Below are 21,929 nucleotides of genomic sequence, written 5' to 3'. Positions count from 1 at the left end.
CATGATCCTTGGACAAAACCTGATCGATGGCACCTGGGTCGGGTCCGACAACCTGCGCGCATCAGACGACCTTGGAGGGCAGAGCTTTGCTCAGGCCACCGCCGCGCAGGTGGATGCGGCCTGCCGCGCTGCCCGACGAGACTTCCGCGCCTATTCGGGTAAATCGCGGGCCGAGCGCGCCGCGTTCCTGCGCGCGATTTCAGACCAGATGGATGTGCTGGGCGATGAGATTACCCGAACCGGCATGGCCGAGACGGGTCTGCCCGAGGCGCGACTGGTGGGTGAGCGTGGCCGCACCACCGGCCAGCTGCGCATGTTCGCCGATCTGATCGAAGACACCGGGTATCTCGATATCCGCAGAGTTGGCGCGCTTCCTGACAGGACGCCACTCCCCCGTCCTGATCTGCGCCTGACGCACAAAGCCATCGGCCCCGTGGCCGTCTTTGGTGCGTCGAACTTCCCGCTCGCCTTTTCCACGGCGGGCGGGGATACCGCTTCGGCTTTGGCCGCAGGGTGTCCGGTGATCGTCAAGGGCCACAGTGCCCATGCGGGCACGGCTGAACTGGTGGCGCAGGCCATCGCCAGGGCCATCGAGATATGCGGCATGCCTGTGGGCACCTTCCAGATGGTGCAGGGGTCGGGGCGCGAGGTCGGCGTGGCGCTTGCACAGCACCCCGAGATCACCGCCGTGGGTTTCACCGGATCGCTGGCCGGGGGCAGGGCGCTCTATGATCTGTGCCATGCGCGCCCGCAGCCGATCCCGTTTTATGGCGAGCTGGGTTCCGTCAACCCGATGTTCTGCCTGCCTCAGGCGATGTCAGCACGCGCGGCCAAGATCGGCACGGGCTGGGCGGCCTCGCTGACCATGGGCGCGGGGCAGTTCTGCACCAATCCCGGCGTGGCGGTTATGGTTAAGGGGCCTGGGGCCGACGCATTGGAAGCGGCCTGCGTTGCGGCCCTGAATGACACGGCAGAGCAGAAGATGCTGACCGACGGCATTCACGACGCCTACGAACAGGGCGTCCGCGCCTTCCGCGACCTGATGACCGTGGTCACATCCTGCGGCGCGGCCACCGGCAATCGTTCGGCCATGCCCGCGCTGTTCAAGGCCAGCGCCGCCGAGTGGATGGCAGACCCCAAACTGCAGCATGAGGTCTTCGGCGCAGCGGGTATCCTTGTGCGCTGCGACGACGCGGATCAGATGAAGGCTCTGGCCGAAGGGTTGGAGGGTCAGCTGACCCTGACCCTGCACATGGACGATGGCGATACCGCGCTGGCGCAGGATCTGATGCCGGTTCTCGAAGAAAAGGCCGGTCGTCTGCTGGTCAACGGTTTCCCGACGGGGGTCGAGGTCTGCTCGGCCATGATGCATGGCGGGCCTTACCCGGCCAGCACCGATGTTCGGGCAACCTCGGTCGGGACGCTGGGTATTGTCCGCTGGCTGCGGCCGGTCAGCTATCAGAACATGCCCGACGCGCTGCTGCCGCCCGAGCTGCGGGGCTAGAACGGCCTGAGGATAACAAGTTTGCATATGACATCGGACGATCCGGGGCCTCGACCCCGATCTGCCGGGAAACAGGCGGGCGCAACCGGGCTGGGCCCCGGTCAGACCCGCAGATAAAGGAGCGGATGGATGTTTGGTATTCTGGACGGAACCGGGTTCGAGGTGATCGAAAAGGAGTTCGAGGCCTGTTTCATCGGCCATGCCCGGGTCGAGCGTCTGTGGACCGGTGCGCGCTGGTCCGAAGGTCCAGCCTGGTTTGCGGCTGGCAGGTATCTGGTCTGGTCGGACATTCCCAACAACCGCCTAATGCGCTGGGATGACACGGACGGCTCGGTCTCGGTCTTCCGCCAGCCATCGAACAATGCCAATGGCAATACGCTGGACCGGCAGGGGCGGCTTGTATCCTGCGAACACCTGACGCGCCGCGTGACCCGCACCGAACATGACGGATCGATCACCGTTCTGGCCGATACGTGGCAGAACAAGCGGCTGAATTCGCCCAACGATGTCGTGGTGAAATCCGATGGCTCGGTCTGGTTCACCGATCCGTCCTACGGGATCATGATGGATTACGAGGGCGAGCGTGCCGAAAGCGAAATCGGCGCCTGCCATGTCTACCGCATCGATCCGGATACGGTTGAAGTGACGGCAGTTGCCACGGATTTCGTGAAACCCAACGGTCTGGCGTTTTCGCCGGACGAAAGCTGCCTGTTCATCTCGGACACCGGGGTCACCCATGACCCGGACGGCCCGGCGCATATCCGGCGGTTCGATCTGTCCTCGGATGGCAAGTCTCTGAGCAACGGCGAGGTGTTCGCAGAATGCACCAACGGGCTTTTCGATGGTTTCCGCCCCGACCGGGCCGGTCGGATCTGGAGCTCTGCCGCCGACGGGGTGCACTGCCTGAACCCCCAGGGTGATCTGATCGGCAAGGTGCATATCCCGGAAATGGTGGGCAATGTCTGCTTCGGCGGGGCCAAGTTGAACCGGCTGTTCATTGCAGGCACAAGTTCGCTTTATGCCATCTATTTGAATGTGAACGGGCTGGATCAGACCGCTTGAAACGCTGAACCGAATAAGGAACGCACAGGTCCGGAATGCCAGCGCTCCGTCAGGGCTTCCAGATGGCCTTTCGGACACCCAAAACCCTGCCTCAGACCCTCGCAAAGGCCATATCCGGCAAATCTGTCGCATATAGGATGGTTTTCGTCCGAAATAACGCGCGAATTGATCGGCGGGCAATGCTCAGGTTGCCGTAGACAATAAGCGAGAGCCTTCATGCGATTTTCGGTGCTGAGACTGATCAAAGAGGCCGTCACCGGCCACAAGGGCTGGGGCCCGCAATGGCGCGACCCTGCGCCTGCGGACGCGTATGACTATGTCATCGTGGGCGGCGGCGGGCATGGTCTGGCAACGGCCTATTACCTGGCCAAGGAATTCGGCGCGGTGCGTATCGCGGTGTTGGAAAAAGGCTGGATCGGCGGCGGCAATGTGGGGCGGAACACCACGATCATCCGCTCGAACTATCTGCTGGACGGGAATGAGCCGTTCTATGAGTTCTCGCTAAAACTGTGGGAGAACCTGGAACAGGATTTCAATTACAACGCCATGGTCAGCCAGCGCGGCATTCTGAATCTGGTTCACACCGACGCGCAGCGCGATGCGGCGCGGCGGCGGGGCAATGCGATGATCCTGAACGGGTCGGATGCCGAATTGCTGGATACCGAAGGCGTGCGCGCGATGTATCCGTTCCTGAACTTCAAAGACGCGCGCTTCCCGATCAAGGGGGGTCTGCTGCATCGCCGGGGCGGCACCGTGCGACACGATGCGGTGGCCTGGGGCTATGCGCGCGGCGCGGACATGCGTGGCGTCGACATCATCCAGAACTGCGAAGTGAACGGCTTTCGCATCGAAAACGGCAAGGTTCTGGGGGTTGAAACCTCGCGCGGGTTCATCGGGGCGGGGAAGGTTGGCGTGGCGGTCGCAGGCAGTTCCAGCCGCGTGATGGAGAAGGCGGGGATGCGCCTGCCCATCGAAAGCCACGTTCTGCAGGCCTTTGTTTCCGAGGGGCTGAAGCCCATCATCGACGGTGTGATCACCTATGGCGCGGGGCATTTCTATTGCAGCCAGTCCGACAAGGGCGGGCTGGTCTTTGGCGGCGACATCGACATGTACAACACCTATGCCCAACGCGGGAACCTGCCGGTGATCGAGGACGTGATCGAAAGCGGCATGGCACTGATCCCCGCACTGGGCCGCGCCCGCCTGCTGCGCAGCTGGGGCGGGCTGATGGATATGTCGATGGATGGCTCGCCCTTTATCGACAAGACCCACATAGACGGGCTCTATTTCAACGGAGGTTGGTGCTATGGCGGCTTCAAGGCGACACCCGCGTCCGGCTATTGCTTTGCCCATTTGCTGAAAACCGACCGCCCGCATGAAACGGCAACGGCCTATCGGCTGGACCGGTTCATGACCGGGCACATGATCGACGAAAAAGGGCAGGGCGCCCAACCGAACCTGCATTAGGGGGCTTATCCGATGATTATCGACCATCCATTGCTTGGCCCGCGCGACGCGCAGGAGTTCACCTATCTGGGCGATGCGTGCCTTCTGAACCGTCCCGACTGGCAGGCGGACAATGCGGCGCAGGCCTTTCACGACTACCTGTATCTGCGCGACAACCCGGCGGGCGAACATCGCGAGCTGTGGTTCCACGAACAGGGCGACCGCTCGTGGCTGGTGGTCACGCGCAACACGCTGACCCATGAAATTCTGAAGGTCGAACTGGCGCGGGATGTGGCAAGGGCGGCAGGGAAGGCGGCGCAATGACACAAAGCAATCGTCTGACCGGCGGGCTGATCGACCGCAATACCAGCCTGAACTTCACCTTCGACGGCAAATCCTATCAGGGGTTCGGGGGCGACACGCTGGCCTCGGCTCTGCTGGCCAACGGCGTGCGCCTGATGGGCCGGTCTTTCAAGTACCACCGCCCGCGCGGGGTGCTGACATCGGGCAGTGAAGAACCCAACGCGCTGGTCGAACTGCGCACGGGCGGGCGGCAGGAGCCCAACACCCGCGCCACCGTGGCCGAGCTTTATGGCGGGCTGAGCGCCAAGTCCCAGAACCGCTGGCCCTCGCTGGACCGCGATGTCATGGCGATCAACGACCGGTTCTCGAATTTCCTGACGGCGGGGTTTTACTACAAGACCTTCATGTGGCCCAAGGCGTTCTGGGAAAAGCTGTATGAGCCGATCATCCGCAAAGCCGCCGGTCTGGGCAGCCTGACCGGAGAGGATGATCCCGACCTTTATGACAAAGGGTTCCTGCATTGCGATCTGCTGATCATTGGCGCGGGTCCGGCGGGTCTGTCGGCGGCGCTGACCGCAGGGCGGGCGGGGGCTCAGGTCATTCTGGCGGATGAGGATTTCCGCATGGGCGGGCGTCTGATTGCCGAGACCGGCGCGCTGGTGGACATGTCCGGCGCAGACTGGGTTGCGCAGGCGCTAGGTGAACTGGCGGCGCTGAAGAGCGTGCGTGTAATGCCGCGTACGACCGTGTTCGGGGCCTATGACCATGGCATCTATGGCGCGGTCGAGCGCAACGCGGATCACCTGATCGCGCCTAAGGCGGACAAGCCGCGCCAGACTCTGTGGCGCATCTACTCCAAGCGCGCGCTGATCGCGACCGGGGCCATTGAACGCCCCATCGCGTTCGAAAACAACGACCGGCCCGGCATCATGCTGGCCGGGGCGGTGCGGTCCTATGCCAACCGCTGGGCCGCAACGCCCGCGCAATCGGTCGTTGTCTTTGCCAATAATGACAACGCGCATCAGACGGCGCGCGATCTGATGGCGCAGGGCATCAAGGTTCCGGCCATTGTCGATACCCGCCCCGACGCGCCGGATGTCGCGGGCACCGAGGTTCTGAAAGGAGCCCGGATTATCAACACTTCGGGCCGTCTAGGGCTGAGCTCGGTTCAGGTGCGCACAGACAAAGGGTATACAACCGATCTGCATTGCGAGGCGCTGGCGATGTCCGGCGGCTGGAACCCGAACCTGGGCCTGACCTGCCATCAGCGCGGCCGCCCGGTCTGGAACGCGGATATCCACGCCTTTGTTCCGGGTCAGGGGCTGCCCGTCGGTCAGATCGTCGCTGGCGCTGCCAAGGGTGAGCTGACCACCGATGCGGCATTGCAGGGCGGCGCGGCGGCGGCTGTGACTTCACTGTCAGATCTGGGGATCAGCGCATCGCCCGCCGATCTGCCCGCTGCCACGGATGCCCGGGTTTCGATCAGCCCTTTCTGGCATGTCCAAGGCGCAAAACGTGCGTGGCTGGACTTTCAGAACGATGTCACCGTCAAGGACGTCAAGCTGGCACATCAGGAGAACTTTACCTCGGTCGAGCACCTGAAACGCTATACCACGCTGGGCATGGCGACCGATCAGGGCAAGACCTCGAACGTTGGCGCGCTGGCGGCGATGGCGGAACTGACCGGCAAATCGATTCCGGAAACCGGCACGACAATCTTTCGCCCACCCTATACGCCGGTGGCGATGGGGGCCTTTGGCGGCCGCGCGGTCGGCAAGGCGTTCCACCCGACCCGCCTGACGCCCAGCCACACATGGGCCGAGGAACAGGGCGCGGTATTTGTCGAAGTCGGCAATTGGCTGCGCGCGCAGTGGTTCCCGCGCACGGGCGAATCCCATTGGCGGCAATCGGTGGACCGTGAGGTGCTGCAGACCCGCAATTCGGTCGGGGTGTGCGATGTGACCACGCTGGGCAAGATCGACGTGCAGGGCGCGGATGCAGCGGCTTTCCTGAACGTGATCTACGCCAACGCGTTTGGGAAACTGCCCGTGGGCAAGGTGCGCTATGGGCTGATGCTGCGCGAGGATGGCATTGCCTATGACGACGGCACCGCCGCCCGGTTTGCCGAGGATCATTTTGTCGTGACCACTACCACCGCCAACGCGGTTCTGGTCTATCGCAACATGGAATTCGTACGCCAATGCCTGTGCCCGGACATGGATGTGCAGCTGATCTCGACCACCGAGGCCTGGGCGCAATATGCCGTGGCCGGTCCCAATAGCCGCAAGCTGTTGCAAAAGATCGTGGACCCCGAGTTCGACATCTCGAACGAGGCGTTTCCCTTCATGGCCTGTGGCGAGATCACCGTCTGCGGCGGCCTGCGGGCGCGGCTGTTCCGCATCTCGTTCTCGGGCGAGCTGGCCTATGAGATCGCGGTGCCCACACGGAACGGCGACGGGCTGATGCGCGCGCTGATGGAAGCGGGTGAAGAGTTCGACGTTGTACCCTATGGCACCGAGGCCCTGGGCGTCATGCGGATCGAAAAGGGCCACGCCACGGGCAACGAGTTGAACGGCACCACCACGGCGCTGAACCTGGGTCTTGGCCGGATGGTGTCGAAGAAAAAGGATTGTATCGGCAACACCTTGTCCGAACGCGAAGGGCTGAACACGCCGGACGCGCTGGCGCTGGTGGGCCTGAGGCCGGTGGATGCCAAGGATACCATCGCTGCGGGCGGGCATCTGATGAACGCCACCGGGCCGGTCGATGCGGCCCATGATCAGGGCTATGTCACCTCGGCGGCTTATTCACCGATCCTGCACAGCTCGATCGGGCTGGGCTTTGTCAAAGGCGGGTTCGACCGCATGGGCGAATCCCTGCGTCTGGTCAACCCGCTGGAAGGGCAGGAGATCCTGGTCGAGATCGTCAGCGCTCATTTCCTGGACCCGGAAGGGGAGAAGCTTCGTGCATAACATAAAACCCATCACCCCGCTGGGCAGCGACACGCCACGCACCGACACCATCGGCACGATCACGATCACCGAGGTCGTGGATCAGGCGCTGGCCTCGGTTGCGGCGCGCAACGAACAGGCAGGTGCGGTGCAAAAGGCGCTGGCTGGCAAGATCGGTCTGACTTTGCCCGGCGTCGGTCAATCCTCCGAGGCCGCACCCTTTGCCGCATTCTGGACCGGTCCGGATCAGTGGATGGTCACCGCCCCGCAGGGCAGCCACGAATTGCTGGCGTCCGAGTTGAAACAGATCCTCGGCGACACTGCGTCGGTGGTCGAACAGACCGACGGCTGGTGCCGGTTCGACGTGCAAGGCGCGGCGCTGTGCGACCTGTTCGAACGGCTGACCAACGCCCCGGTCCGGACGATGGACACCGGCGCTGCGATCCGCACCACGGCGGAACATCTGGGCGTGTTCCTGTGGCGGCTGGCAGAAGATCGCATGGCTGTCATCGCCCCCCGCTCCTCAGCCGCGTCCCTGCATCACGGTCTGCTGGCAGCGGCGAAATCCATCGCCTGACCCTCAGCCCGAGGGCAGCACATCATCGCTGCTCTGCGGCCCGGCCCCGGTTACGTCGCCGGGGCCATCCGGATGCGGCCCTGTTCCGCCAAATCCCTTTACTCGCCGTATGGAATCCAGACGTTTTTGACCTCGGTCGCCTGACGCAGAAATTCCTCACCCTCGGCCTGGACCGCGTCGAACCAGTCGATCGCCTTGCCATAATTCACCCAGGTGCGTTTGAGGTTCGCCGCCGAGGCCTTTTCGACCATCGCCGACCCTTCGCCAGTGCCGTGGTACCAGACGCCGTCGATCCCGTAGTGATCGGCGAGCGTCTTGGTCAGCTCGTCCTTGCCGCCGGTGACGATGTTGACCACACCGCCCGGCAGGTCCGAGGTATCGAACACCTGATACAAGTCGGTCGCGGCCAGCGGGTAGACCTCGGACGGGACGGCAACAACCGCGTTGCCCATGGCAATCGCCGGGGCCACCAGCGAGACAAAGCCCAGCAGCGGCGCCTCGTCCGGGCAGGCGATGCCCATGACACCCACCGGTTCCTTCATGGCAACGGTGACGCCGCGTACGGGCACCGAATGCACCTGACCGTCATATTTGTCGGCCCAGGCGGCATAGGTGAACAGCCGGTCGATCGCGGTTTCAACCTCGGCCGCTGCGGTCTTGGCCGAAGCGCCGGTCATCTGACGCAGGCGGGCTTCGAACTCTTCCGCGCGGGCGGCCAGGTTTTCACCGATATAGTAGAGGATCTGCGCCTTGTTGTGCCCCGAGGCTTTGGCCCAGCCCCCCGCCGCACCGGTCGCGGCCTCGACCGCGTTGCGGATGTCCTTGCGGTTGCCCAGCCCCACATGGCCGATCAGCTTGCCCTTGGGTGACACGACAGGCTGCGAATAACCGCTGTCGGGCCGCGCCTGTTTGCCGCCGACATACATCTTGGCGGTGCGGTCGATGCTGCCCAGACCGCCAAGGCCGGTTTCTTTCACCTCAGCCGGTTTGATGGGGGCCGCGTCTTTCAGCGATTTGAGGTGTTTGGGTTTGACGTATTCATACAGCCCCTCGCGCCCGCCTTCGCGGCCAAAACCGCTTTCGCGATACCCGCCAAAGCCTGCGGCAGCGTCGAACTGGTTGGTGCAGTTGACCCAGATCACGCCGGCCTTGATCTGCGGCGCGACACCAAGGGCGAGGTTGATGTTCTCGGTCCAGATGCTGGCCGCCAGACCGTATTTGGTGTTGTTGGCCAGTTGCACCGCCTCGGCAGGCGTGCGGAAGGTCATGGTGACCAGAACCGGGCCAAAGATTTCCTCTTGCGCCAGCGTTGCCCCGGCTTCGACACCGGTCAGCAGGGTGGGCGGGTAATAGCAGCCATTTTCGGGCAAAGCGGCATCGGCCTGATAAAGCGTCGCGCCTTCCTCGACACCCAACTCGACCATGCGGGTGACCTGCTTGTGCTGGATGGGATCGACGATGCAGCCGACGTCGATGGATTTGTCCAGCGGGTCGCCGACGCGCAGGCTTTGCATGCGCAGCCTGATCCGGTCGTGGAACTTGTCGGCGATGGATTCATGCACCAGCAGGCGCGACCCGGCGCAGCAGACCTGCCCCTGATTGAACCAGATCGCATCCACAATCCCTTCGACCGCGCTGTCGATATCGGCGTCGTCAAAGACGATGAAGGGGGATTTGCCGCCCAGCTCCAGCGTCAGTTTCTTGCCGGAACCGGCGGTCTGTTCGCGCAGAATGCGGCCCACGCGGGTCGAGCCGGTAAAGGCCACCTTGGCCACATCCTTGTGACCGGCGATCATCGCACCGACCGGGCCGTGCCCGGTGACGATGTTCACGACACCTGCGGGCAGGCCGGCCTCAACGCAGATATCGGCAAACAGAAGCGCTGTGAGCGAGGTGTATTCCGCAGGTTTCAGCACGACGGTGTTTCCCATCGCCAAAGCGGGCGCGATTTTCCACGCCAGCATCAGGAAGGGGAAGTTCCACGGGATGACCTGACCGGCAACGCCGACGGGTTCATGATCGGGCAGTTCCTTTTCCATCAGCTGCGCCCAACCGGCATGGTGATAGAAATGGCGGGCGGCGGTGGGGATGTCCGCGTCGCGCGATTCCCGGATCGGCTTGCCGTTATCCATGCTTTCCAGAACCGCGAACAGGCGCGCATGTTTCTGGATCAGCCGGGCAATGGCATACAGGTAACGCGCCCGCGCCGCGCCGCCCATTTTGGCCCAGCCCTTCTGCGCCGCCGAGGCCGCGCTGACGGCCTGATCCACATCCTTTTTGGTCGCCTCGGTCAGCGACGCCAAAGTCTGGCCATCCGCTGGCGACAGGCTGTCGAACTTTGATTTGCCCGGTTTGGTGAAGGCACCATTGATGAACAGGCCGAAATTGCGGCCGTGATTGTCCAGCCATTTGTTTGCAAGCTCGGCGCTTTCGGGTGCGGGGCCATAATCCATGGTCTTGAAAATCTCTGCAATTGTCATGTCAGCCCCCTTAGCTGATGCCGTGCCGGAAGGCGGCCGAGTAGCGGCCCGTTACGTGGTGCTCAAGCTGGCGTTCGATATCGCCCAGCAGGCTGGAAGCGCCAAACCGGAACAGGTCGGGCTCGAGCCAGTCATTGCCGCGCTCTTCCTTCATCATCGAAAGATAGATCAGCGCGTCCTTGGCCATGGAGATACCACCTGCCGGTTTGAAGCCGATCTTGTATCCGGTCCGCTCTTCGTATTCGCGGGTGGTGCGGACCATGGTCAGGCTGACCGGCAGCGTGGCGTTGACGCTTTCCTTGCCGGTCGAGGTCTTGATGAAATCGGCCCCCGCCATCATGCACACATGGCTGGCCCGCGCCACATTGCGCAACGACCCCAACTGACCGGTCGAGATGATCGCCTTGACATGGGCATCGCCGCAGGCGTCGCGATAGGCGCGCATCTCGTCATAAAGCGCCTGCCAGTCGCCGGTCAGCACATGACGGCGCGAGATCACGATGTCGATCTCGCTGGCACCGGCGCTGACCGATTCCTCAATCTCTTTCACCCGCAGGTGAAACGGGCTGAGCGCATCCGGAAAACCGGTCGAGACCGCGGCAACCGGGATACCCGTGCCCTCCAGCGCCTCGACGGCGGTTTCGACCATGTCGTGATAGACACAGACCGCACCGGTGGTCAGGTTCAGGCTTTCGATGCCCAACGCCTCGACCAGCTCCTGCTTCAGCGGACGGCGCGCCTTGGCACACAGCCGCCGGACCTTGCCCTTGGTATCGTCACCGTTCAGCGTGGTCAGATCCATCAGGGTAATCGCCCGCAGCAGCCAGGCCGCCTGATAGTCTTTCTTCACGCTGCGCCGCGCCGTCAAAGACGCCGCCCGGCGTTCAATGGCCGAGGTGTTGGCCTGAACCGAGGACACCCAGTCCAGATCCAGCGGCACACCGGGGTTGCGCGGAAAACGTGCGGCATGCGCCGCAACCGGAAGGTGGTCGGTTCTGACCGTTTCCTTTTGATCGTCCAATGTCGATACAGTCACTGTTTCTCTCCTAGCGTGGGCAGGAAACTCTTGCCGTGGGGCGTGGCGGGGATATCCAGATGGCGCGCGGACGTCGCGCCAGTCAAAGCCAGATTACTGGACATGGATCTGGCGCGTTATCGCGCGATCGACGGAATCGCCGCAGCCCATGATCTGTGCGTGCGTCGCGGTGCCATTCCAAGCTTGGGCTGGATGGATGAAGACTGCAAGAGTATCGTCTGTCCTTTCCACGGTCTGTAAAATGGCAATGACGGGACCTGCACCCGAGGTCCCGCAATCGCTGATCGGCCGAAACCGATCCCCAAAACTGTTCGGCTTATCAGCTATCCGGCGGAAGAACGCAATGGGCTGATTGTGTGAGCGATATGTTGCAACCAAGTTGAAATGTCACTTGGTCTACAAAGTAGAAATGTCCCAGTTGCCGCGGAACGGTAGTGCAGCCTGACAGGGTGGAGACCTCAAACATCGGAGCCCTGTCTGGCTGCACGCTTTTCTTTCGCTGCTTTCGCAAACCTTGAGTTCCAGCATTGTTGCGCCGACCTGTCGGTTTGTAGTGTGTGGCCTGAGTGCCGACGCGGCGCTTCTTGGGTGGTGCTTTATCCTGCTCTTGCTTGATGTGCTCCAGCACTGCGCTCAGTCGCTTGTTCCCGATGATCGCCGCGTGGCTCACACGTTGATCTTTGTCGTAAGCAGAGTAGGGCAGTGGAACGCTCTTTGACCGGAATTCCAGCGTACCGTTCTGGTATTCATAGCTGCCCACATATTTGCCAACGAGGCCACGGGTGAGATCGTTCTCTTCAAGCGTTATCCGCTTGCCGTCGTAGCGCAGCACCAGGTTCCTGTCGACATAGCGCTCGTCGCGCCAGCACAGGACGTCCCTCAGACGGTCGGGCTCGACATTCAGGGCCCGGTGCAGATTGTCCGGCTCCTGCAGCGAAGGTCTACAATGCGGACTGCAGGCGCAGCATTCGGCTGTCATGCTCATGGTCGGCTTTGGGCCGTTAGTCAATTGCAATAAGCCATGAGGTAGACTTCCGATAATTCAAGCTTTCGAACTTGGATGCTACTTGAGGTCTCCTAGAAAAATCGTAGAACCTAGTTCGTTTGGTTCGGGCGCTAAAAAATCAACCAAAGAACCATTCAAGCATTGCAGCAAAAAATGGAACACAAACTCCGACGGTTATGTAACTTAGGCGGGAAGTAATGTTTAGAAACCGATCGGACAATAGAACTTATGGCAGTGCAATCTAACCGGGTTTCGGAAGCATCGGAAGGAGATAGTCAACCGACATCTGCTCCCAAGAAGCTTGGTCTGTTCGCCATGACTTTGCTGGTCGTCAGCGCGATGTTTGGTGGCGGAGTTTTCAACATTCCGCAGAACATGGCCGAACAGGCCGCGCTGGGTGCGGTTCTCATTGCTTGGCTCATCAGCGGTCTGGGTATCTTCTTTGTCACGCGAAGCTTTCAGGTTCTGGCCGATATCCACCCGGAGATGACCTCGGGTATCTACATGTACGCACGCGCTGGCTTCGGCAGGCTCGCCGGTTTTCTGATTGCCTGGGGTTATTGGCTGTCCGTCGCATTCGGAAATGTCAGCTATGCTGTTCTGCTGATGGACGCCCTGAATTACTTTTTCCCGCCTTACTTTCAGGACGGGAATACCTGGCAGGCTACGCTGGGTTCATCCCTGATCATTTGGTGTCTGTGTTTTCTCGTCATGCGTGGCGTGAAGAGTGCATCGCTTCTGAACAGTATCGGGACCGTGGCTAAATTCCTGCCGGTTCTTGTGTTCTTGGCAGTGGTGGTTTTCTTCTCGTTTGGTAAGGGACTTATCACGGCGGATCTCTGGGGGAATACTCTGGACACTCAACATGCCGACAAACCCTTGGGCAGTCTTCTCGACCAGATCAAAAGCACGATGCTTGTCACGCTCTGGATGTATATCGGCATCGAATGCGCCGTTGTGATGTCCGATCAGTCCGACGCCAAAACCGTCAGCCGGGCAACGATCCTTGGCTACTTCATCGTGACGGTCATCTTTGTTCTCATCTCTGTCGTGCCATTTGGCGTGATGTCCCAGGGTGAGCTTGCAGCGCTGGCCCCACCCTCCACTGCGGGCATCATGATGTCGCTCGTCGGCTATTGGGGCGAGGTTTTTATTAATGTTGGTGTAATCATCGCCTTGCTCAGCTCCTGGCTGGTTTGGACGCTGATTGTGGCGCAGTTGCCGTGGGTCTGTGCAAAGGACGGGACTTTTCCGAAGTTCTTTGCCAAAACCAATCAGGCCGATATCGCGTCGAATTCGCTTATTATTTCAACCGTTATCATGCAAGCGGCCATCATCGTTGTCTATTTTGCCGATAACGCATGGAACTTGATGCTATCGATCACAGGCGTGGTTATTTTGCCGGCATACATAGGCTCTGCAGTTTTTCTTTGGAAAGTGATCTGGTCGGGCGAATACCCGCGTACCGCAAAGCTCGGCAGGAATACGGCCTTGACTACCAGCTTGCTCGCGACCGGCTTCGGCCTGTGGCTGGTCTACGCGGCGGGCATCCAGTTCATGCTGGCGGGCGCCATTATCTATGCGGCCGGATTGCCCGTATTCTACTGGGCGCGCCGGACTGCCGCAGATTCAGCCACCGCGTTTGACCGGGCCGAGGCATTGGTTGCCGCGGGTCTGATGCTGCTGGCAGGCGTTGCCTTGTGGATGTTGGTCGACGGGCAGCTGCCTGAGGTGTTTTCGGGTTGAACGATCAGGATTATTTGCGCGGTCCAACCGTCGCAATCCGTTGGTTGACCAGGATGTTTGTGCTGTCGAGTCCCGGCTCCTGCCCGTGCAGATCAAACTCGATATCAACGTCTGACTGAAAGACCAGGCAATGCGTTGAACCGCCAAAATGGAACATGCCGATCTCGTCACCTTTGGTGACGTGCTGGCCTTCGTAAACGGTGATGTCACAAGTTGAAACTTCGGCCATGCCGATGCCGACAAAACACATGAGGCCGATATCAGGATTGTCCGCCTCAATGAATATCAACGCGCGCGTGGCAACCTCGGCAATATAACCCTGCGAGGCATTTGGACCAGCAGGGTCCAGTCCTTCCGGCATGATTTCCGAGTAATAGGTTCCTTCGATCCGACGGGTTTTGACGACCCGGCCCGAAACCGGGGCATGCCAGCGATGATAGCTGAGCGCGCTCAGGAATGCCTGGTACACTGTGGCCGAGTCGAAGTGATCAACCAGCGGATCGTTATCCAGCATGAATTGCAACGCGTAAGGTTGCGCTTTGATCCAGAACTGATCGCGCAGCTTTACCTCTCGGGCGACACGATAGGGCGCGGACTCGCAGGCGTTAACGACAACCGCATAATCGTTGGGCGCAGCAATGGGTCGAATCCCGTCGCGAAACTGGCGCGTAAAGAAATCGTCCCAGGATTTGAATCCAAAGTGAGGGAGCGACGGGTCGCAAATGAAATCCTCTTTGAAGGTGGGCATCGCTTTTTGCGCAGCTGCCCCGAACCACCCGGTTTTGGAATCATCAGTCAAAACCGATCTGCTTTCCGGTGATTGCAAATAGACTGCCCATTCATTCAGCATGTCGCGCAGGCACGCATCAATCTTGTCATCCAGAAACCCGGCCCAGCCGCCGACATTGGCCATTGACCAATCGAGGATCGCATTGAACGGAAATCCGACTAGACCGCTTTCATTAAATTCGGGCGCGTGCGTCATGATCGTGTTAAACAGCCGAAGCATGTGTTCATAGTCGCGCACCTGCGGCTTGCCTGTAGGTGTGGATTGCTTGCTCTCAGGGACCTCCTGAAACATCTGCGAAAAGAACATATAAGCCTTCGCATCCGTCTCGATCAGGGTCTTGAGCCGTTGTACAGATGGCAAAAGCGGGCTGGTGTCTTGCTCGGCCTTGGTTGCGATTTTCGCAGACCAAGCGTCCAGCACATCTTGATCCGAAGGCAACCATTTGCCGACTTTGTAATGAACGTTTACAGAAGTTTCTCTCAAAGTCATCGTAAGCACCTTTTCCCGCTGCGTCCTAGTCGATCTCAACCCTGACGATATTACGTGTCCAGACGCCACGGTGTCCATTTAGATGCAGACAACTTGAAATTTGCAGTTTCAGCGGTCCTGACGTTTTTCGAGTCATAAATTGTGCAATTGCAGCGATCGGCGGCTATGCGGGTTGCGACCACAGCATCACAAAACCACTCTGAAGGTCCCTTTTGGGCCGCTTTATCTGTATAAACTCGTTGGCTGCAAACCCCGCCAATTTCGTTTTTGATTGTCAGTTCGAACCATTTCACAACACGTTTCGCTCATTCAGAAACTTCATTGTGTTTTTCAAGCCTTGCCGCATGTGATCTTCAAGGTGAGCGAGCATGTCATCTAAATTCTCACCATTGGCGAGTTCAATGTATTTGTCATGGGATTCCCGAAGTGGCCCGCCACGCCCATGCGCCTTCTGATGCATGGCAAAGTAAAACTGGAGGTTGGGTTTCAGGCGTTCCCAGCTTTGCAGCAGAAGGGTGTGTCCCGAAAGTTCATAGCACCAAGAGTGGAGGTGCATTTCCGCCATGATCGCGCCGTAGGGATCATTATTCGAGATGCAATCGCATAACCTGTTGTTGCGCATTTGCAGGTCGGCGAGGCTAATCAGGTCTCGTTTGTCCCAGCAGAACTGAAACGCCATCTTCTCAAGCCCCGTTCGAAACGAATAGATTTCATTAAGATCAATTGGATCCAGTGTACGAAGGAAAGTTCCGCGGAACGGGATGTAAACAAGAAGGCCGATTTCGCTCAATTGAACCATCGCTTCGCGCAGTGTGGCGCGGCTGACATCCAGCTGAGCAGCAACCTGAGTTTCAAGCAGTTTTGCGCCAGGCTCCAGATCCCCGGTCAAGATCAGTTTCTGGAGTCGCTCCAGCGTTCTGTCTTTCAATGTGTCGCCGGATTTCTCCGATGAGGATGCTTGCTGTGTCATTTCGATCCTGTTGATGGAATTTCCAATGGATGGAAGGCGAGATTACGTCGTTAGGCCAAGATAGCCAGAAAAATGATCGCAGCTGAACTTCCAATTCGGTCCAATGGTCGACTGCTGCAGACCGCTCTCAAGGTAGCCGGCCACTTCAAGAATGTCGACAATCGTATAAATTGTCGACAATATGGGAATTTTGTTGTACCGTTTCGGCAGGTGGGGATTCGAAAAGCTCCGAACCTTGGCTGCGATTGCCCACTCCATCGGCAAGAGATGATCACCCGGTTTGCAACCGCGGTGACGCAACAGGTGAAAAGGGAGTTATTCATGTTGTCGAACGGCATCCTGAAAAGGAGAATTCATACCGGGCTTGCAGCATTCAGTACGATCGCGCTGCTGGCAGGTGCACCGGCGAAAGCAGAAGAGTTTCTGACGATCGGTACCGGTGGTGTCACCGGCATTTACTATGCGGTCGGTGGCGGTATCTGCCGGCTTGTTAATCAGGGCCGGAAAGAGCATGGTATTCGCTGTTCGGTCGAGAGCACCGGCGGATCGGTCTATAACCTGCGCACCATGCGCGAGGGCGAACTGGAAATGGGCATTGTTCAGTCCGACTGGCAGTTCCACGCTCTGAACGGGACCAGCCTGTTCGAAGAGGATGGCCCGGACGGCGAACTCCGCAGCCTGTTCTCACTGCATCCTGACACAGTCATCATCGCCGCTCGCAAAGACACCGGTATTGAGTCTTTGGATGATCTTGGCGGACGGACCATCAACTTGGGCAATCCTGGCTCCGGAACGCGTGGCACAGCTGAAGTCCTCGTAGACGCGATGGGCTGGGAGATGGATCACTTTGGTTTGGTGACCGAGCTTAAGTCAGCAGAACAATCAGCAGCGCTATGCGACAACACCATCGAGGCCTTTCTGATGGTTGCTGGCAATCCAGTCGCCAACGTGCTGGAGGCCGCCACAACTTGCGACATCAACATCATTCCTGTCGAAGGTGATGCTGTTCAGGCGCTGGTCGAAAGTAAGCCATACTATGGGAACGTAACCATCCCCGGTGGCCTATACCGCGGAGTAGATGGAGATGTGCCGTCCTTCGGTCTACCGTCTACGTTCGTGACGTCTTCAGATGTACCTGAGGAAACCGTCTATGTGATGGTCAAGGCAGTCTTTGACAACTTTGATGCCTTCAAATCATTCCACCCGGCCTTTGCCAATCTCAAGAAAGAGGAAATGGTGGTAAACGGTTTGTCGGCACCGATGCATCCGGGCGCCGAGCGCTATTTCCGCGAAGCCGGATTGATCAACTAAACCCACAACAGAGGCGGCGGTCGCCGCCTCTGCGCCTCTTCAACGCAACGTCCACGCAAGAGTCATGACATGAGCGAGCAAACTCTAAGCCATTCCACACATGACGCGCAGGAAGACGCGCGCAATCGAGACATCAAGATCTTTCTCAACGGCAAGATCATCCCGCGCAGCGAAGCGATGGTGTCTGTCTACGACTCCGGTTTCATGCTGGGCGATGGAATGTGGGAGGGCTTGCGACTCTACAACGGCACATGGGCGTTCTTTGACGAACACATGGATCGATTCTTCAACAGCTGCAAAGCCGTCTCTATTGACGTCGGCATGACGAAAGACGAAGTCCTGCAGGCACTGAATGACACGGCCAGAGCCAATGGAATGACAACTGACGTGCATTGCCGGTTCATGGTGACCCGCGGGCCAAAGGACAAGCCGTTTCAGCACCCGGGACTGTCTCGCTCTGGGCCCACGGTGGTTGCGATTGTGGAACACTCGAAGCCAGTGGACAGCCTGATGAGCCAGGGTATTCGCCTGGCCACAGTGCCCCAGGTACGCGGTCTGCCGATGAGTCAGGACGCCAAGTACAACAGTCATTCAAAGCTGAACTGCGTTATTGCGTGCCTACAGGCAGAACAGGCTGGCGCTGACGAAGCCCTGATGCTGGACCCGCATGGGTTTGTGAACACCACAAATGCGTGCAACTTCTTCATCGTGCGCCGAGGTGAGGTTTGGACCTCCACAGGCGATTACTGCATGAACGGAGTGACCCGCCAGAAGGTCATAGACCTGTGCCGGGCAAACGACATCCCGGTATTAGAGAAGAACTATTCGCTTTATGAAGCCTACGGAGCTGACGAGGCCTTTCTGACCGGGACTTTCGGAGCGCAAACCCCCGTTGCGTCCATAGATGGAAAACAGATCGGGGAGCATGAAGGCGCTGGTCCGATGACCCGCCGATTACGCGAGCTCTACAAAGAACTTGTGCAACGAAGCACCCTTAAGGTTGCGAGCTGATTGTATGGAACAAGTCGTGCGCCCAGAAGGTCAGTGCCGGTTAGAGGTCGGTGATCGTGGCTTGTTGCTTTTGGGGTGCGGCGAGATGGGATCCGCTCTATTAAACGGATGGCTCAATGCCGGGTTGGAGCCCGAACAGATCATCGTCCTGGACCCGCGTCCATCAGACTGGCTGGAGGGCCTTGCGGGACGTGGTCTGCGCTTGAACCAACAACCAGATGAGCCGCCTGCTGTTGCGGTAGTTGCGACGAAGCCTCAGGTCATGACTTCTGCTTTGTCGGACCTGAACTCATTTGGGTCCGGGCAAACTCTTTTCGTATCGGTTGCCGCTGGCACTTTGATTTCGACATATGAAGAGTTGCTGGGTCCGCAGACGCCAATTGTACGCACAATGCCAAACACACCAGCAGCTGTTGGTTCTAGCATTACCGCCCTTGTCGGCAATGCCTGCACTACCGTCAGTCATATGGATCTCGCAATACAACTGATGCAGGCAGTTGGAGAGACCGTGGTCCTCGATGATGAGGCCATGCTTCACGCTGTAACCGCGATTTCTGGAAGCGGCCCGGCCTATGTGTTCGCGATGACAGAGGCATTGGCAGAAGCCGGGAGAGAATTGGGTTTGGCTCAAGAAGTTTCGGCCAAACTGGCATCTGCAATGGTTTCTGGGAGCGGGGATTTGATGCGGCTCAGCACAAACTCACCTGCCGAACTTCGAAATCAGGTTACGTCGCCAAATGGAACAACTGAAGCCGGCCTGCATGAGTTAATGTCCCTTGATAAAGGGGTGTTCCCGCTCCTTCTAAGGACTGCGCAGGCTGCTCATAGTCGCAGTATCGAGCTGTCTCAAGGCAAAGACGGGACGTGATGTCCAAAGCGCCCTGATTAACTCGTTGCTGTGCTTCAATAGTAGTCCACTTCCGTGACGTCCTGTATTCAGTCTAAGGCGTGAGATGAATTGTACGTATAACAAATGGCCGGTTTCTTGAGCCTAAAACAATGATACCAAGCAAATCCAACGTCTGCTTGAGGAACGCTGCGATGCGGCGGTGCAAACAATCATTGATGTCTGCAAAGGGCCGCAATCACCTGACCGTATTTGGCACGAGAAATCTGTCTTTTTGAACCGCTCTTGGACTTACGCCAAGCGTTTGTCGGAACATATAGCTGAACGCGCTTGTCGACTCGTATCCCATGTCGAACGCTACCGAGGTTGCGCTGGCACCCGATGCAAGCAGCGAGACGGCATGAAGAACCCGCACGTGCCGCAACCATTTTGACGGCGGCATGCCCGTTTCTGCAACAAAAAGGCGTTCAATGGTCTTTCGACTGGCAGGCACATCTGACAACCATGCTTCCACCGAACGAACGTTGCCAGGGTCGTCAAGGGCAGCTTGAGCAGGCCGCTGAAGTCGCGCGTCTTTCGGCAAAACCAGACTGAGCGGTACGTCCTTCGCTGCGAGCAGCTCGTGCCTTAGAAGGGTGTGCAGGGCAGTGTTGTGATCGTAGGTGCGCGTATTTGTGACCTCGGGCATTGCGGCAACAAACAATGCATCCAAAAGCGGCGTCATGGCCACAACTCGGCAGTTGGGCCCAAGTTGCTTGGCCTCGTCGCGATTGACATCGACGTAATGCATGACGTTGTTCGACCCGTAGCGCATCCAGTGCTGTTGGTCGGGGGGAATCCAAATCGCCATGGCCGGGCTCAGGAGCAGAACTCGGTCGGGTGTGCCCACGTACATCGAGCCCGAAGCCGCAGAGATGAGTTGACCGAAATCGTGACAATGCCAGTCGTAGCTTTCGCCTGACGCTGGCTTGATTGTCTCCCCCAAATATCTGGGTCGAACTGACCGTCTTGATAGGGCATCCGACAATGACGAATCCTCGATGATAATTGCCTCTCTTTCGACAGACAGACATATCACCATTGGCTAGACAACGCCAAGCCATCGGGCATTGGGTCCGATGTGACGCTCTGGACGGAAACCTAATGTGACCAAACGAACCTTGATGGCATGGTTCGCCGTGGGCCACTTCGCGAACGACTGGCCAATTGCGACCCTGTGGCTGATTGTGCCCGCTGCTGGCCTAACAATGAACCTTTCGCCGGCTGAGGTCGGATTGCTTTTTTCACTGTTCACCGTTGGCGGTGCACTGGCCTATGTGCCTGCAGGTCTGATTGCGGATCGTGTCTCTGACCGAGGACGCCTTCTTGTCACCACCTTCTTCTGGGTTGCCTTTGGCTATGGGCTTGCGGCACTGGCTTCGGGGTATTGGAGCCTGGCCTTGCTTTTGGCGATTGCGGGAATGGGAAACGCCGCTTGGCATCCGATTGCAACTGGTGTGCTAACGAACGCCAACAGGCGCAATCGCGCCAGTGCCTTGGGCATACATGCGGTTGGCGGCTCGTTCGCCGAAGTTTTGGCGCCAATATCGGCCGGATTGCTTCTTTCGTTCGTGGATTGGCGTGGGGCTCTGGTTGTTTCGGTGCTGCCGACGGTCTTTGTCGGTTTTTGCTTCCTAAGGGTGGTTCAGGCAATTCCTACTGCCGAAAGTCCGCGCGTGAACCGACAAGACATGTTGGAGCTGATGCGGGCTTGGCGGAGCCGAAACGGATTGCGCATCGTCACGACAGCTTCGCTCTACAACATGGTACTGATCGGATTGTTGAGCATGATACCGCTCTATCTGGTGACAGCTCACAGATTCGCACCGGGACCCATCGGGATCGCCTTTGCGACCATTCTCTTAGCCGGTGCGCTGGCTCAGCCGTGGGTTGGATCAATTTCCGACAGGTTCGGCCGCTTGCCGATACTTGCAATCGGAAATGGGCTTGCAGCCCTGGCGATTGGCACACTGATGTTCGAACCTCCGTTCTGGATCATGATCGCCATGATGACGCTTGGGGTCGCGTCGTTGGATGCAGTTCGGCCAGTGATGCTTGCAGCGGCTGTTGATCATTCGGATCGCAGTGAAAGCACCACGCTGGGTTTCGCGTTCGCGATATTGGATGGCGTAGGTGCGTTTGGAGCGGTGCTGGCTGGAGTGGCGGCAGGTTTTTCATGGGGTACCATGTTTGGCTTCAGCGCCGCCCTTGCAGGTGGCGCAACTTTGCTTTGCGTCAGAAGCTGGCGTGAGTCGGAGCGGTCCCACCATCCCGCTTCGGTGACCCGAACGTGGGAAAAGCGCATGACAATCGAAGAATCCAAAGCTGAACATGCCCGGCGATACTGGTTACTCTAGGCAA

At 59.1% G+C, this 21,929-nt stretch carries 18 protein-coding genes; 12 read left to right on the top strand and 6 right to left on the bottom strand.

The window, feature by feature from the left end:
- Position 1 precedes the first annotated feature (1 nt).
- From ACR0K1_RS18215 to ACR0K1_RS18190, 6 genes are all read left to right on the top strand, one after another.
- Positions 2–1,504 carry an aldehyde dehydrogenase (NADP(+)) gene (locus ACR0K1_RS18215; protein WP_480851437.1) on the top strand — a complete coding sequence of 501 codons (1,503 nt, stop codon included), beginning with the start codon at positions 2–4 and terminating at the stop codon, positions 1,502–1,504.
- A 129-nt stretch (positions 1,505–1,633) separates the two neighbouring features.
- Entirely contained in the window at positions 1,634–2,566 is a 933-nt protein-coding gene (locus tag ACR0K1_RS18210) for an SMP-30/gluconolactonase/LRE family protein (RefSeq protein ID WP_480851436.1), read from the top strand.
- A 216-nt stretch (positions 2,567–2,782) separates the two neighbouring features.
- Positions 2,783–4,033 (top strand): sarcosine oxidase subunit beta family protein, encoded by a 1,251-nt coding sequence (locus ACR0K1_RS18205; protein ID WP_480615869.1) that lies wholly within the window; start codon positions 2,783–2,785, stop codon positions 4,031–4,033.
- 12 nt (positions 4,034–4,045) lie between these two features.
- Positions 4,046–4,336, top strand: a complete 291-nt coding sequence (locus ACR0K1_RS18200; protein ID WP_480615867.1) for a sarcosine oxidase subunit delta — start codon at positions 4,046–4,048, stop codon at positions 4,334–4,336.
- Positions 4,333–7,287: a sarcosine oxidase subunit alpha family protein gene (locus ACR0K1_RS18195; protein ID WP_480851435.1), complete on the top strand. Its 2,955-nt coding sequence runs from the start codon at positions 4,333–4,335 to the stop codon at positions 7,285–7,287. The genes ACR0K1_RS18200 and ACR0K1_RS18195 overlap by 4 nt, the downstream gene beginning before the upstream one ends.
- Complete coding sequence (locus ACR0K1_RS18190) at positions 7,280–7,843, top strand: sarcosine oxidase subunit gamma (protein WP_480851434.1); 564 nt, start codon at positions 7,280–7,282, stop codon at positions 7,841–7,843. The genes ACR0K1_RS18195 and ACR0K1_RS18190 overlap by 8 nt, the downstream gene beginning before the upstream one ends.
- Before the next feature lie 98 nt (positions 7,844–7,941).
- On the opposite strand, the gene ACR0K1_RS18185 is transcribed toward ACR0K1_RS18190, so the two are convergent.
- Both ACR0K1_RS18185 and deoC read right to left on the bottom strand, forming a co-directional pair.
- Entirely contained in the window at positions 7,942–10,323 is a 2,382-nt protein-coding gene (locus ACR0K1_RS18185; protein ID WP_480615861.1) for an aldehyde dehydrogenase family protein, read from the bottom strand.
- Between the two features lie 10 nt (positions 10,324–10,333).
- Positions 10,334–11,359, bottom strand: a complete 1,026-nt coding sequence (gene deoC, locus ACR0K1_RS18180; RefSeq protein ID WP_480851433.1) for a deoxyribose-phosphate aldolase — start codon at positions 11,357–11,359, stop codon at positions 10,334–10,336.
- Positions 11,360–11,461: 102 nt separating this feature from the next.
- Between deoC and ACR0K1_RS18175 the strand changes: the two genes are divergently transcribed.
- Positions 11,462–11,599 carry a Rieske (2Fe-2S) protein gene (locus tag ACR0K1_RS18175; RefSeq protein WP_480851432.1) on the top strand — a complete coding sequence of 46 codons (138 nt, stop codon included), beginning with the start codon at positions 11,462–11,464 and terminating at the stop codon, positions 11,597–11,599.
- 79 nt (positions 11,600–11,678) lie between these two features.
- Here the strand turns inward: ACR0K1_RS18175 and ACR0K1_RS18170 are convergent, their stop codons facing one another.
- Positions 11,679–12,344, bottom strand: coding sequence for a hypothetical protein (locus ACR0K1_RS18170; RefSeq protein ID WP_480851431.1), 666 nt, complete (start codon positions 12,342–12,344; stop codon positions 11,679–11,681).
- 249 nt (positions 12,345–12,593) lie between these two features.
- Here ACR0K1_RS18170 and ACR0K1_RS18165 point away from each other — a divergent pair, with 249 nt between their 5' ends.
- The gene (locus ACR0K1_RS18165) at positions 12,594–14,111 is read left to right on the top strand and encodes a basic amino acid/polyamine antiporter (RefSeq protein ID WP_480851430.1); all 1,518 of its coding nucleotides are present in this window, start codon (positions 12,594–12,596) and stop codon (positions 14,109–14,111) included.
- A gap of 10 nt (positions 14,112–14,121) precedes the next feature.
- On the opposite strand, the gene ACR0K1_RS18160 is transcribed toward ACR0K1_RS18165, so the two are convergent.
- A complete protein-coding gene (locus ACR0K1_RS18160) occupies positions 14,122–15,468 on the bottom strand; it encodes a phophatidylserine decarboxylase associated domain-containing protein (RefSeq protein WP_480851429.1) in 1,347 nt (448 codons plus the stop codon).
- 211 nt (positions 15,469–15,679) lie between these two features.
- Positions 15,680–16,360, bottom strand: a complete 681-nt coding sequence (locus ACR0K1_RS18155; protein WP_480615851.1) for a GntR family transcriptional regulator — start codon at positions 16,358–16,360, stop codon at positions 15,680–15,682.
- A gap of 72 nt (positions 16,361–16,432) precedes the next feature.
- Here ACR0K1_RS18155 and ACR0K1_RS18150 point away from each other — a divergent pair, with 72 nt between their 5' ends.
- The 3 genes from ACR0K1_RS18150 to proC all read left to right on the top strand — a co-directional run bounded on the left by ACR0K1_RS18150 (position 16,433) and on the right by proC (position 19,550).
- On the top strand, positions 16,433–17,671 hold the full coding sequence (locus ACR0K1_RS18150) for a TAXI family TRAP transporter solute-binding subunit (RefSeq protein WP_480851428.1): 1,239 nt from the start codon (positions 16,433–16,435) through the stop codon (positions 17,669–17,671).
- 69 nt (positions 17,672–17,740) lie between these two features.
- Positions 17,741–18,682, top strand: coding sequence for a D-amino acid aminotransferase (locus tag ACR0K1_RS18145; protein ID WP_480851427.1), 942 nt, complete (start codon positions 17,741–17,743; stop codon positions 18,680–18,682).
- A 4-nt stretch (positions 18,683–18,686) separates the two neighbouring features.
- Positions 18,687–19,550, top strand: coding sequence for a pyrroline-5-carboxylate reductase (gene proC, locus ACR0K1_RS18140; protein ID WP_480851426.1), 864 nt, complete (start codon positions 18,687–18,689; stop codon positions 19,548–19,550).
- A gap of 217 nt (positions 19,551–19,767) precedes the next feature.
- On the opposite strand, the gene ACR0K1_RS18135 is transcribed toward proC, so the two are convergent.
- Complete coding sequence (locus ACR0K1_RS18135) at positions 19,768–20,610, bottom strand: AraC family transcriptional regulator (RefSeq protein ID WP_480615843.1); 843 nt, start codon at positions 20,608–20,610, stop codon at positions 19,768–19,770.
- 64 nt (positions 20,611–20,674) lie between these two features.
- Between ACR0K1_RS18135 and ACR0K1_RS18130 the strand changes: the two genes are divergently transcribed.
- The gene (locus ACR0K1_RS18130; RefSeq protein WP_480851425.1) at positions 20,675–21,925 is read left to right on the top strand and encodes an MFS transporter; all 1,251 of its coding nucleotides are present in this window, start codon (positions 20,675–20,677) and stop codon (positions 21,923–21,925) included.
- Positions 21,926–21,929: the final 4 nt, after the last annotated feature.

The organism is Ruegeria sp. F5 (assembly GCF_056533845.1).
This window is presented reverse-complemented; position numbering and strand designations above follow the sequence as displayed.